The 13,235-nt window shown below is 57.2% G+C and carries 12 protein-coding genes; 5 read left to right on the top strand and 7 right to left on the bottom strand.

The window, feature by feature from the left end; genetic code table 11:
* Positions 1–53 precede the first annotated feature (53 nt).
* The 6 genes from CUC55_RS08025 to CUC55_RS08000 all read right to left on the bottom strand — a co-directional run bounded on the left by CUC55_RS08025 (position 54) and on the right by CUC55_RS08000 (position 6,702).
* Positions 54–1,427: a glutamate--cysteine ligase gene (locus CUC55_RS08025; RefSeq protein WP_067648525.1), complete on the bottom strand. Its 1,374-nt coding sequence runs from the start codon at positions 1,425–1,427 to the stop codon at positions 54–56.
* Positions 1,428–1,567: 140 nt separating this feature from the next.
* Complete coding sequence (locus CUC55_RS08020; protein WP_103087499.1) at positions 1,568–2,305, bottom strand: 16S rRNA (uracil(1498)-N(3))-methyltransferase; 738 nt, start codon at positions 2,303–2,305, stop codon at positions 1,568–1,570.
* Positions 2,306–2,345: 40 nt separating this feature from the next.
* Complete coding sequence (locus CUC55_RS08015) at positions 2,346–3,830, bottom strand: inorganic phosphate transporter (RefSeq protein WP_103087615.1); 1,485 nt, start codon at positions 3,828–3,830, stop codon at positions 2,346–2,348.
* 87 nt (positions 3,831–3,917) lie between these two features.
* The gene (locus CUC55_RS08010; RefSeq protein ID WP_103087498.1) at positions 3,918–4,382 is read right to left on the bottom strand and encodes an NUDIX hydrolase; all 465 of its coding nucleotides are present in this window, start codon (positions 4,380–4,382) and stop codon (positions 3,918–3,920) included.
* Between the two features lie 245 nt (positions 4,383–4,627).
* Positions 4,628–5,368 (bottom strand): HAD-IIB family hydrolase, encoded by a 741-nt coding sequence (locus tag CUC55_RS08005; protein ID WP_103087497.1) that lies wholly within the window; start codon positions 5,366–5,368, stop codon positions 4,628–4,630.
* Positions 5,365–6,702, bottom strand: coding sequence for a glycosyltransferase family 4 protein (locus CUC55_RS08000; protein WP_103087496.1), 1,338 nt, complete (start codon positions 6,700–6,702; stop codon positions 5,365–5,367). Before CUC55_RS08000 ends, CUC55_RS08005 begins: the two co-directional genes overlap by 4 nt.
* Positions 6,703–6,912: 210 nt before the next feature.
* On the opposite strand from CUC55_RS08000, the gene CUC55_RS07995 reads away from it, so the two are divergent.
* From CUC55_RS07995 to glcF, 3 genes are all read left to right on the top strand, one after another.
* Complete coding sequence (locus CUC55_RS07995) at positions 6,913–8,352, top strand: FAD-linked oxidase C-terminal domain-containing protein (protein ID WP_103087495.1); 1,440 nt, start codon at positions 6,913–6,915, stop codon at positions 8,350–8,352.
* Positions 8,353–8,357: 5 nt separating this feature from the next.
* Positions 8,358–9,551 (top strand): FAD-binding protein, encoded by a 1,194-nt coding sequence (locus CUC55_RS07990; protein ID WP_425352796.1) that lies wholly within the window; start codon positions 8,358–8,360, stop codon positions 9,549–9,551.
* A 205-nt stretch (positions 9,552–9,756) separates the two neighbouring features.
* Positions 9,757–11,064, top strand: coding sequence for a glycolate oxidase subunit GlcF (gene glcF, locus CUC55_RS07985; protein WP_103087493.1), 1,308 nt, complete (start codon positions 9,757–9,759; stop codon positions 11,062–11,064).
* Between the two features lie 181 nt (positions 11,065–11,245).
* Here the strand turns inward: glcF and CUC55_RS07980 are convergent, their stop codons facing one another.
* Positions 11,246–11,956: a L,D-transpeptidase gene (locus CUC55_RS07980; protein WP_103087492.1), complete on the bottom strand. Its 711-nt coding sequence runs from the start codon at positions 11,954–11,956 to the stop codon at positions 11,246–11,248.
* A gap of 189 nt (positions 11,957–12,145) precedes the next feature.
* Between CUC55_RS07980 and CUC55_RS07975 the strand changes: the two genes are divergently transcribed.
* A complete protein-coding gene (locus tag CUC55_RS07975) occupies positions 12,146–12,775 on the top strand; it encodes a DNA-3-methyladenine glycosylase I (RefSeq protein ID WP_103087491.1) in 630 nt (209 codons plus the stop codon).
* Positions 12,772–13,215, top strand: coding sequence for a hypothetical protein (locus tag CUC55_RS07970; RefSeq protein ID WP_067648499.1), 444 nt, complete (start codon positions 12,772–12,774; stop codon positions 13,213–13,215). Before CUC55_RS07975 ends, CUC55_RS07970 begins: the two co-directional genes overlap by 4 nt.
* Positions 13,216–13,235: the final 20 nt, after the last annotated feature.

The raw sequence follows: 13,235 nt of genomic DNA, 5'->3' as shown, positions 1-13,235 counted from the left end.
CCTGCCTTTGCCCGGTGTCTGCCCTCAAGCTGCACCGGGCTTTTTNATGCGCCTTAGTATTGATATTCGTCGAAAACCGGCAGAACCGACTTGCCCCAGCGGCCGTTGTAAAGCGCCAGCAAATCCTCTGCCATGGTGGCCTTCTTCGCCAGAACTTCATCCAGCGGGTTGAGGAACACGCTTTCGTCCTGCCCGTCATCGTTCAGACGTTTGCGATTGCGCAAGCCATCGCGGGCGATCGATACGGTTTCGCGGGCGATATCCATCAGTCCGTGGCCAGCCACCATGGCCTTAAGCCCCAAAGCCGGAACCGTGTCACGCATGGCGATGACATCTTCGACGGTCCAGTTCTTCGTCAATTCGTCAGCAGCGCTCAGCGCTGCGTCATCATAGAGAAGCCCCACCCAGAAAGCAGGCAGAGCACAGATGCGGCGCCATGGGCCGCCGTCCGCGCCACGCATTTCCAGAAAACGCTTCATGCGAACGTCAGGGAACAGCGTGGAAAGATGGTTCGTCCAGTCGCCCAGGTTGGGCTCCCAATCGGCAATCTGGCCTTTCAGCGCGCCGTTCATGAACTGGCGGAAGGTGATGTCGGTACAATCGCGATATTTATCATTGCGAACGATGAAATACATCGGCGCATCCAGCGCCCATTCCACATAATCCTTGAACCCGAAATCAGGCTCGAAGGTAAACGGCAACACGCCCGAGCGACGATTGTCGGTATCGCGCCAGATATCGCCACGCCAGGAAAGAAGTCCGTTCGGCTTTCCCTCTGTGAAGGGCGAGGAGGCAAACAGGGCCGTCGCCAGCGATTGCAGCTTCATCGAAACGCGCATCTTGCGGCGCATGTCGTCTTCCGACGAAAAGTCGAGATTAACCTGGATCGTGCAGGTGCGGTACATCATATCGAGACCCTGTGTGCCGACCTTGGGCATGTAGCGGGTCATGATCGCGTAGCGCGATTTCGGCATCTGCGGCGTCTCTTCATAGGTCCACAGCGGGCTGCCGCCAATGCCCAGAAAGCGAATGCCCATGGGTTCTGCGACTTCGCGCAGGGTCGCCAGATGCCGGTTGGATTCCTTACAGGTTTCATGCAGGTTTTCGAGCGGCGCGCCAGAAAGCTCGAACTGTCCGCCGGGCTCAATGGATATGGCGCCCATGCCGCTCTGTTCGCTGAGACCGATGACGTTACCCTCGTCGATGATCGGTTCCCAGCCCAGTTTTTCCTGCATGCCCTTCAGCAGAGCGGAAATGCTGGCATCGCCAAAATAGGGAACCGGCGAGTTGTCTTCCCGGAAGAAGGCAAACTTTTCGTGCTCGGTGCCAATGCGGAATTTCTCAACGGGTTTGCATCCACCCGCCAGATAGTCGGTCAAATCCTGTACGGAGGAAATGGAAGTCTGGTCGGTGGTATCGCGGGCCATGGAGTTACCTTATGGTCGATGTTTGGCTTTTTGGCTTGTTGAATTCGCTGATAGGGCGCGGCACTGGCTTAGGCAAATGAATTTCTTTCAAGCATGGCCAAAGGCAATTGTTTTGCTCCATCGCCGTGCTTCGCAGACCTCTAGTTCCAATCACCCAGAGTTGCCTGAATAACGGCAAGCGCAGCAACGGCCGCTGTATCGGCCCGCAGAATACGCGGCCCCAGTGGAATGGGTGTGACAGCCGCGTGGTCACGCAGCAATTGGCGTTCCTCGTCCGAAAAGCCACCTTCCGGGCCTACCAGAAGGGCGATCTGCTTTNCCTCGATACGGCTCAGTATCGGCAAAGGGTTTTGACCTTCGTCACCTTCGTCGCAGTAANTGATACGCCGCGAGGCATCCCAACTGTCAAGCAAATCCCTGAGCTTTATAGGCTCCAGAACCTGCGGGATGGCCAGAATGCCGCACTGTTCAGCGGCTTCGGTGACGTTGGCCCGCAGCTTGTCGAGACTGGTGATTTNGCCCTGAACATGCTGCGTCATGACCGGTTGGAGGACGCCCGCGCCCATTTCAACCGCCTTTTGCACCAGATAATCCATGCGCCCGGTTTTAAGAGGCGCAAACAGATAGTGCAGATCCGGCGTTTGAGGTTGTGCTCTCGTCTGTTCGGTGGCGGTTAGCAGGATTTTTTNGCGGGTGGGAAAGGAAAGTGTGGTTCTCCACTCACCGTCGCGCCCGTTGAACACGAGAATTTCCGCGCCATCAGTCATGCGCAAAACATTGGCGAGATAGTTATACTGGTCGCTGGTGGCCTCGACAGCTTCACCCGATTTGAGGGGCTGGCTGACGAAAAGCCGTTGCATTCGAAAATTGGCGCGCATGTTGCTCTTTGATTTTGGGTTGGATCGTCGTCACTCAAGCCTAGATAAACAGAATATACATAATTCCATAGAGTGCTGCCGCCAGCGCGGCGCTGGTGGGAACGGTAATAATCCAGGCAGCGACGATTGTCATGAAGTGCGAACGGCGCACCAGGTAGCGACGGCGCACCTCGGAGGAGTTTTCATCGTCCTCATTGCTTGTCTGGTTGACAACGTCGCTTTCAGCGCGGGCGGCATCAACGCGTGTCCGGGAGCGATGCGTGTACCATTCACGGAAGAAGCCAACGCCGAAGACGGCGCCAATAGCGGTGTGAGTCGTGCTGACCGGTATTCCCAACCGTGACGCCACCAGCACGGTGAGCGCAGTGGAAACCGACACGCAAAAGGCGCGCATCGGATTGAGCTTAGTGATCTGTTCTCCGACCAGCCGGATGAGGCGTGGACCGAACAGCAAGATGCCGCAGGACAGGCCGAAGGCGCCGATCAACATCACCCATTCCGGTGCACGAGCGGTATCGCCGACGAATTGACCCTGAGTGGCACGCACAATCGCCACGACGGGGCCGATGGCATTGGAGACATCATTGGCGCCGTGGGCGAAAGACATCAATCCGGCGGCCAGAATGAGAGGCCACTGAAACATCTTGCGCAGCGACTGATTGCGATTTNCCAGCCCTTCCGATTGTTTGCGGATGAGCGGAACGCAGAGACGCCAATTGAGAAGGCCAATAGCCAAACCCAGCAGACTTGCGGTGCCAAGTGAGACGAACACGATATTGTGAAGGCCGACCCATATGAGATAGGCTGTGAAAACGCCACTCATGACGCCAATCAGAACCGGAACCCACAACCGTGCTGCTTCGATCTTGTCGTCGCGGTAGATGATGAATTCCTTGATGAAAGCAAGAAAAACAACGGCGAAAAAGGCGCTAATGAAGGGCGTTACCATCCAGGCCAGCGCGATTTTTGACAGGGAAANCCAGTCGACCGCGCCGAACCCATAGGCTGCTGTTCCGGCACCCGCGACGCCGCCGACAATCGTATGGGTGGTCGAAACCGGTGCCTTGACGATGTTCGACAGGTTCACCAGCAGACCCGCGGTGATCAATGCGGCCAGCATGGCTAGCGTGAAGATTGCGGTATCAGGAATGGTTTCGACGCTGATAATGCCGCGCGAAATGGTTTCCACCACGTTGCCGCCGGTGATCAACGCCCCCAGCACTTCGCAGACAGCGGCCATTATCAGTGCAGCGCCGATCGGTAGGGCTTTGGCACCAACAGCCGGACCGACATTGTTGGCCACATCCTTAGCGCCGATGTTCAGGGCCATGTAGGCACCGATAATCGCCGCAGCCACGACGATAACCGCGCCCGGTGTGCCGCCGACAAAGGCATTCGCCAGCAAGGCGGCCATGATCAGAAAAAGCAGACCGATGCCGGGTGCCGTCAAACGGTCTGTGATGTGGAACGTCGCCTCCTCGACACGCGTAACCCGATCCAGATCCTTATCCAGTGTCGGCTTCATGCGGTTGGAAGGTGGTCGCACCATCGATCTGCTTTCATCTGCGGCTTTAGCCGCGTGTGCAGGCGTTGGAGCGGCGTTGTCTGGGTCTTACAAATTGACGTCTTTTTGAATGGGTCGCTTTTGAGTTTGCGCCATTTGCTTGTCGAAGGAAAGGAAAAGTTCTTTCAATTCGGGCTCATTGACGCGACGCGATGCTTCCTCTGCAGTCACCCATTCAAGTGTCCGACTTTCGCGTTCTGGAAAGTTTTTCACGAGATCGACAACCTCGAGCAGATGTACCTGCACACGGCAGACCACTTTCACGCCATTGCGCAGTTTCTTGTCGTAATCGAAAAAGCCGAAATGGTCCTTTNCAACGTTGCCGCGAACACCAGCCTCCTCGAAAGCTTCCTGTGCGGCAACGGCATGTGCCTTCTTGCCGTTCATCGGCCAGCCCTTGGGAATGACCCAGCGGCCGGTGTCCCGGCTCGTCAGCAGCAAAACTTCCAGCGCACCCTTTTTCCTGCGATAGCAAAGCGCCGCATATTGCTGGCGCGGTGGGCGGCGCAGCATCAAGCAGACGTCAGTTGCCAATCGGGTGAGCACGTTCAATGAGTTTATGTCCTTCAAATGCAATTTGTTATGTACGAAAAATCTAATGTTATGACCAGATTGGTCACGCCATATCGCCGCACAATAATATGGGATGATTCGTTCGATTGTCCGGCTGTTCGTGACCAAGGTCAATAAGCTCACAGCCAAAGCGACAGTATATTTGATGTTCAACACATAATATTATGTGATCAAAATCGACGTCTTTACAAAGACAGCCAATGTCTCAAGCCCGACATGACCCCATCTGCCTCCGCGTCTGGCGCGCAGAAGACATGGTCCTTGTCCACGGCCAACCCCTTCAATTCCGGCAAGGCATTTGACACGACGATACCCCGAACACCTGGCAATTCAAACATGGCGCGATCATTGCCCGTATCCCCGGCGACGACGACTTCATCGAGACCGATGTCGAGATGAATGCACAACCATTGGATGGCAGCACCCTTGTCGGCGGCGCGCGGGAGAATATCCAGATCGCGATTGCTGGAATAGACGATGCGGGCATCGATTTCGTTATCGACGAGGCGCCGTTCGATATCGGATATGTCGGCACCGCTTGCATCGTGGAGATACCAGCTAGACTTCAGATCATGTTGATATCGCGCAGGCTGAACGCTTGCGCCGGACACGGACGACATCACCGATACGATTTTATGTGTGTCGAATGCCTGTCCGAGAGACGCCGCGTAGGCCTGTTTTAGCGATGGCTGATCGTGGCCGGAAAGAAGCGTGCCCACGCCGCCGATAACGTAGTCGGGGTTCGGGAGAGGCACATCCTCCATCAATTCGAACTGGTCATCAAGAAGGCGTCCGCTGTTGAAANCCAGCAGCGGACGGGTTTCTTGTGGCAAGGATTGCCAGAAATCACGGAAGCGGGCCGTCGCGTCGTTGTTGCCAACGACGGTCCCATCAAGATCGGTTGAGAAAAGACGAATCGGTTTCAATCGCCATCATTCCATGGTTCGGCCCAATCGGCTTCTTCCAGTACAGGCATCATTGTACGCCCTTCGACCAAGGCAAGAAGCTGTTGCGCAATGCCGGTCCAGGTAAACAGGCTGCGTGCCTTGTGTGCGCCCATCCGCGACAGCCGACCGTAAAGGCGGTCATGCTTGAATGGCTTCATCATGGTGATGCCGAGATCTTCCTTGTCAAACGGGTCGGCAAACAGGGCGTGTCGCCCGTAACTGATGGCGCGGAACAGTCCGCCATGAATAGTGACCACCGTTGGCGTACCGCTTGCCATCGCCTCGATAGCCGTCATGCCGAAGGGCTCGTAACGGCTGGACAGCACAAACAGATCCGCTGCACGGTAGATATCCGGCAGGTCTTCGTCTTCCACGTAACCGGAAAAGACGACCTTATCGTCCAGTTTGAGGGATTTTACCCGATCCTTCAGCTGGTTGAGGATATTTGTTTCCTGCTCGTCCATGTTCTCGCCGCCAACAGCTAGGTGAAGACGGGCCTCAGGCTCTCTTTCCGCCAGCACCGAGAAACCATCGATCAACAGGTCGTAGCCCTTGTTCGTCGCGAGGCGCCCCAGGGCAAGAACCGTCTTACCTTCAAATCCGAAGCGCTGACGCAGCATCTGCCGCGATCCCTCGGACACCGGGAAGAACCGGTTGTCATCGTAACCAGGCGGAATCATGTGGATGTGCTTGCGCTTCAGGCCGTAGTCTTCGATCAGTACGTCCAGTTGCACCGGCGTGGTTGCAATCACCATGTCGCAGCTGCGATAGACGATCAGCTCATGCTGGATGCGTTCCTTGAAATTGAACTCCAACTCGAACGTATCCGTCTTTNCCGGGTAGTCAGTCTCCATCTGACGTTTTTNCCAGATGCCGATGGAATGTGGCGTGTGCAGATGCGGAATTTNCAATGCTTCCGAAAGACGCTGGCCTGCGACACCCGCGTCCCAGTAGTGACTGTTGATGAATGTATAATTGAGATCATTCTTCTTGATGAAACGAAGTGCATTTTCACACCACTCCATCATATGGCGATGCAGATATTCTTTCGGGATGAAGTTCTTGCCACCGCAAGGAATTCGAACGACCCGCACGCGATCATCAACGTCATCGATTTCCGGCTGGTCCTCGAAGCGGCGCGTGTAGAGATCGACGGTGTATCCGAGTTGGCCGAGTTTGCGCGCCAGTTCCAGCACGTAAACGACTTGTCCTCCGGTGTCAGCGGCGCCCAATGGCGGCTGTGCGGCTACGTAGCCATGTGTCGATATGAGTGCTATCCGTGGATAGCGTTCAGTTTCGCTCGTGGTAATCATAGCGTCCCATCGTAATAAAAATTTCCAGGCAACCTAGGGGAAAGTGCGCTTTGCGGAAAAAGTTCCATTAAAAAGAGATAAAATTACTCACGGGCGTCGCAGTTGTGGCACTTATTGTAGGGCCGATGTTTTTCAAGCTCGCTTGCGTCCATTGGCGAAATATTCGTAACATCATGGCCTGCATCGCAGGAGGAGGCGTGTGGAGCAATCATGTCGCAAGCCATAGAGTTTTTGAAACCCCGCCTGTCGGTTCTTGAAANCAGGGCAAGGATCGTGGCCGACCTTGCCGATCTGCTGCCGCCGGAATGTTTTGTCCACGAGTTGCGAGAGCTCGTGCCATTCGAAACGGATGCTTTCGTTTCTTACCGAAAAGTGCCGCTGGCCGTCGCGCTGCCGAAGACGACGGCACAGGCTTCCGCCGTCATGAAATATTGCCATCGTTACGGCATTCCCATCGTGCCGCGCGGGGCGGGCACATCTCTGTCCGGCGGTGCTATTCCGCAGGAGGATGCGGTGGTGATCGGCCTTTCGAAGATGGCACAGATTCTCGAGATGGATTTCTTCAACCGCACCGCCACCGTGCAGGCAGGTGTCACCAATCTGTCGATCTCTGATGTCGCAGGCTCGCAAGGGTTTTTCTATGCGCCTGACCCAAGCTCCCAACTGGCTTGCACCATCGGCGGCAATATCGGCATGAATTCCGGCGGGGCACATTGCCTGAAATATGGTGTAACCACCAACAATCTGCTCGGCGTAAAGATGGTTCTGGTGGATGGCACGGTGCTGGAAATCGGCGGCAAGCATCTGGACGCGGGCGGTTACGACCTGCTCGGCCTCGTCTGCGGTTCGGAAGGCCAGCTTGGCATCGTGACCGAAGCCACGGTGCGACTGATTGCCAAGCCGGAAGGCGCGCGGCCGGTTCTGTTCGGTTTCGAAACCTCCGAGGAGGCAGGCTCCTGCGTTGCCGATATTATCGGCTCGGGCATCATTCCCGTCGCCATCGAGTTCATGGACAAGCCGGCCATCGAGATTTGCGAGGCCTTTGCCAAGGCCGGATATCCGCTGGATGTAGGCGCATTGCTGATTGTCGAGGTGGAGGGGTCGGAAGACGAGATGGACGCCATGCTGACCGACATCGTTGCCATCGCTCGAAAACATGGCGTCAAAACCGTGCGTGAATGTCAGTCCGCCATGGAAGCCGCCGCCATCTGGAAAGGCCGCAAATCCGCATTCGGTGCGACAGGTCGCATCTCGGATTATATCTGTATGGACGGCACGGTCCCGCTCAGCCAACTGTCCTATGTGTTGAAAANGACCAGCGAAATTGTCGATAGCCTCGGGCTTCGTGTCGCCAATGTTTTCCACGCGGGCGATGGCAACATGCACCCGCTCATCCTCTTCAACGCCAACGACCCAGAAGAGGCCGCGAAAGCTGAAGAGGCGGGCAATCAAATCCTGCGGCTCTGCGTCGATGCGGGTGGTTGCCTGACCGGAGAACATGGCGTCGGCATCGAAAAGCGCGACCTGATGCGCCACCAGTATTCAGATGCCGATCTGAACCAGCAAATGGCGGTGCGCGCTGCCTTCGATGAAGACTGGATACTCAATCCCTCCAAGGTCTTCCCGCTGGACGGACGGCCTGCGACATGAACGACATGCATCTGCCTAAANCCGAGACTGAAGCTGCCGATATCATTCGCGATCACGCGGATGCCCGCCGGGCGTTGGCAATCTTTGGCGGCAATACGCGCTCCGGCTTCGGCAATCGCGTTGCGGCTGAAGCGGCGCTCTCCTCTCGATCAATCAGCGGCATCGTGGCCTATAACCCCGCTGAAATGGTCATGACGGTGAAAGCCGGAACGCCGGTGGTTGAGGTGGAGGCGGCGCTGTCTGCTGCCAACCAGATGATGGCATTCGAACCCATGGACCACCGCGCCGTGATGGGTACTGTGGGTGAGCCGACAATTGGCGGCGTTTTTGCCGCCAATATCTCCGGCCCGCGCCGTTACGTGGCAGGTGCTGCGCGCGACAGCCTGCTCGGCATCCGCTTCGTCAATGGTCGGGGCGAGGCCATAAAAGCGGGCGGACGGGTGATGAAGAATGTCACCGGGCTCGATCTGGTCAAGCTGTTGGCGGGCTCTTATGGAACGCTCGGTTTTTTGACGGAAGTCACCTTCCGCATCCTGCCGGTTCCGCCTGCACAAACCACGCTCGTTATATCCGGCCTCGAAGACGAGGCCGCTACCCATGCCATGGCCGCCGCCATGGCGACCAGCGTCGAGGTCTCCGGTGCCGCGCATCTGCCGGAGAGCGTGAAATCCCGGTTTCTCAACGGATCGCTGCCCGATGGCGCAGCCACCGTGCTGCGGCTGGAAGGGCTCGGTGCTTCGGTTGAGGCGCGGTCGCAGAAACTGCAAACGATCCTGTCAGCACTTGGCGCTTCGGTGTTTCTCGGTGAGGACGAAAGCAAGGCGCTGTGGCAGCAAATCCGCGATGTGACGCCCTACGCGGCCAATCCGGCAAAACCGCTCTGGCGAGTCTCGGTCGCCCCCTCCCAAGGCCACAAGCTGGTGGCAGCGCTGCGGCTGGAAGCGGGCATCGATGCGTTCTACGATTGGCAGGGTGGCTTGGTCTGGATGCAGATGGACGCTCAGCCGGAAGCGGAGCTTTTGCGGCACTACGTCAAAGCGGTCGGTGGTGGTCATGCCACATTAATACGCTCGGAAGTCCGGGAGGTCATTGCGGCGTTTGAGCCACTCTCGCCGGTGGAAGCTGTGCTTTCTGGGCGGGTTAGGGGGAAGCTTGATCCGGCGGGGATTTTTAATCCGGGGAAGATGGGAATATCATGATGGTCGAATTCGTGGCTCACCCCCCTCTGTCCTGCCGGACATCTCCCCCACAAGAAGGGAGATCGATTTGCGGTGACCTTCTGCCCATCTCTGACGCCGAAGGTGAAGCGACGTCCTTGCGCCCAGCCGATCTCCCCACCTGTGGGGGAGATGTCCGGCAGGCCAGAGGGGGNCGCATCCGCACCCACGCCCGAGGTCTCCACTAATGCAAACCTCCTTCACGCCTCAGCAACTCGCCGATCCAAACGTCGCCGAATCCGAGAAAATCCTGCGCAAATGCGTGCATTGCGGTTTCTGCACGGCCACCTGTCCCACCTATGTGACGTTGGGCAATGAGCTGGATAGCCCGCGCGGACGCATCTATCTCATCAAGGATATGCTGGAAAACGACCGCCCGGCGGATGCGCAAGTGGTGACGCATATCGACCGCTGCCTGTCCTGTCTGGCCTGCGTGACCACCTGTCCCTCGGGCGTCGACTATATGCATCTGGTCGACCACGCCCGCATTCACATCGAAANCACCTACCGGCGGCCGCTGATGGATCGGCTCATCCGCGATCTGCTGGCCTTGGTGCTGCCCTATCCGAAACGGTTTCGAGTAGCTCTCAAGCTCGCCCGCCTCGGTCAGCCATTTGCGCCATTGCTTCACAAGATCAAAACACTGAAACCTTTGGCATCAATGCTAGATTTGGCACCGAAAACCACTCCGGCACCGTCGGCCTTTGCCAATCCCAGCACCCAAGTCCCTCAAGTCGAAAAACGTGGACGTGTCGCGATCCTCACAGGGTGCGCCCAACCCGTGCTCGATCCTGGTATCAACGACGCAACGATCCGGCTTCTCACCCGGCTTGGCGTCGAGGTGGTGCTGCCGGAAGGGGAGGGCTGTTGCGGGGCGCTGGTGCACCATATGGGTCGGGAAGAGCAGGCGCTAGCGTCGGCGCGGCACAATGTCGATGTGTGGATGCGCGAGATCGACAAGGGTGGTCTGGATGCCATCATCATCACCGCATCGGGCTGTGGCACCACCATCAAGGATTATGCCCATATGCTACGGCTGGATGCCACCTACGCAGAAAAAGCGCGGACTGTTTCCGGGCTGGCGAAGGATATCACCGAATATCTGGGCGGACTTGATCTGCCGTCTCTGGAGCGAAATGGTCTGACGGTGGCCTATCATTCCGCCTGTTCCATGCAGCATGGTCAGAAGATCACGACCGTGCCGAAACTTCTGCTGAAGGCGGCAGGTTTTACAGTGCGTGATCCGGCAGAGGGGCATCTCTGTTGCGGCTCGGCTGGAACTTACAACATTCTCCAGCCGGAAATTTCGGCGGAGTTGAAGGCGCGTAAGGTCAGGAATATCGAGGCGACAAAGGCCGATATCATAGCCACCGGCAATATCGGCTGCATGACGCAGATCGCAAGTGGCACGGCGATGCCAATTCTCCACACGATCGAATTGCTGGATTGGGCTTATGGCGGTAGCAGGCCAAAGAAAATCGCGATGACGCAATAAAAAACGGGCGGTCTGATCACCGCCCGTCTCTCATCGGTTGGCACTCGTAAAAGTGCTTGCCGCCCCCTGGCGTCCCCCGCCAAAAGTATATGGCCGGACCTTAGATCATTCATTCAAGCCAGCAAGCACGTTCGGGCCTGATTGCAACTCTTCGGCGTGAAGATTTATATTAGCGTTGCTATCAGATCACAATCACACGCGTGCCGACATTCACGCGCTCGTAAAGATCGGTCACATCTTCATTGCGCATGCGGATGCAACCGGAGGAATTGTTGCTGCCGATGGTCCATGGCTGGTTGGTGCCGTGAATGCGGTAAAGCGTGGAACCGAGATACATGGCGCGCGCGCCCATCGGGTTTNGCGGTCCGCCTTCCATGAAGGCCGGCAGGTAATGGCCCTTTGCGGCTTCGCGGGTGATCATTTCCTGCGGCGGCGTCCAGCTCGGCCACTCGTTCTTACGTGTAATCGTATGCGTACCGGCCCATTCGAAGCCCGGCTTGCCGACGCCAACGCCGTAACGCCGCGCCTTTCCGTTTGCCATGACGAGATAAAGAAGGCGGTTTGGCGTATCGATGACGATTGTACCCGGTGCTTCCTTGCCCTGGTACTGTACCATCTGCGGCAGGAATTGCGGGGGCGTCCGCATATTTGGCGTATTTGGTCTTACGGCCACGGCTCGTGCACGCGGCTGTTGAAACAGCGAGGGACGAACGGGCCGCTGCGGGTAGACAACCGGGCGAACCTGAGCACCACCAAGCTGCATGACCCAAGGCGCCGTCAAATCGGGGCTGACGACAACAGGCGGGCGCTCCCGGTATCGATCATTGGCAAGCGCTGGCATGGACATCGCGGAGACAAAGCTCAGCGCGAGAAAAACGGATTTCATCGACATCGGGTGAACTCTCTACATGACACCGGAACATGACAGTCACGTTCGCACCTCCGCGACAGCGAATGGTAAATGGCAGTTCATGAAAAGCCGCGATTTGGCCGAAAGCTTTTAATAAGGTTAGCACACGGTTTTGAAACAGGGTGAATCAATGGTAATCACCGGCAGACGACGAAAAAAGGCATTGACGCCATGAGTGAAACCGGACTTTCGACAGGCGACGACGGCGTTATCCGCTGCTCCTGGCAACAGGGGCTGACGGATTACGCGCTGTATCACGATGAGGAATGGGGTCGTCCGGTCAAGGATGACACGCGCCTGTTCGAAANGATTTGCCTGGAGGGTTTCCAGTCCGGCCTGTCATGGCTGACGGTGCTGAGAAAGCGCGAGGCGTTTCGCGCCGCATTCTGCGGTTTCGATTTCGATAAGGTTGCTCAATTTGGAGAGGCCGATATCGAGCGCTGTGTGACAGATAAGGGCATCATCCGCCATCGCGGCAAAATCGTTTCCACCATCAACAACGCCCGCCGTGCCATCGAAATGCGCGACGAGTTCGGCTCGCTCGCCCGTTATTTCTGGAGCTTCGAACCGAAGGAAAACGAACGTCCGCTGGTCTTCGATTACGCGACGCTGCGCGCCAATCCGATCACGCCAGCCTCTACGCGCCTGTCGAAAGACCTGAAAAAGCGCGGCTGGACATTTGTCGGGCCCACAACGATTTACGCATTCATGCAGGCCATGGGCATGGTCAATGACCACATCGAGGGTTGCCATTGCCGCCCGCGCATTGAAACGCGAAGGCTGGAGTTTTCACGCCCGTGACCAGATTTTCAAACATTCTTCTGGCGTCTCTTCTCACCCTATCGGCGGTGGCTCCCGCCCATGCGGAAAGCCGCAATGTCGATGGCATCTGGCTGGATGATGGCGAGACTTTGAAGCCCGCCGCCATGCCCGCATCCGGCCCGCTGGTACTGAACGGCTGGACGAGGCAGGGCAGGGGCGATGTCTACCGCCTCAAGGTCAAGGCGGGTGAGACGCTGAACGTCACACTCGCCAGCCGTAGCGAATTCGTGGTGATGGCCATTTTCGATTTCGCCAAGCCGGAAGACGACGCGATCTTCTTCAGCGATGCGGGTAAGAACACGGCGGTGCTGACGCCGAAGGCGGATACGGAATGGCTGATCCGCCCCATCCTCGTGCTCAGCTCATCCCGTCGCGGCCTTGGCGCAAACTACGCCATTACAGTGGAGAAGCAGCCATAAGCTGCCTCTCCTGTTAAAAC

The organism is Agrobacterium bohemicum (genome assembly GCF_002896715.1).
Taxonomy (GTDB): Bacteria; Pseudomonadota; Alphaproteobacteria; order Rhizobiales; family Rhizobiaceae; genus Agrobacterium; species Agrobacterium bohemicum.
Note: the sequence above shows the minus strand (reverse complement) of the source record. Positions and strands in the feature narration are given on the sequence as shown.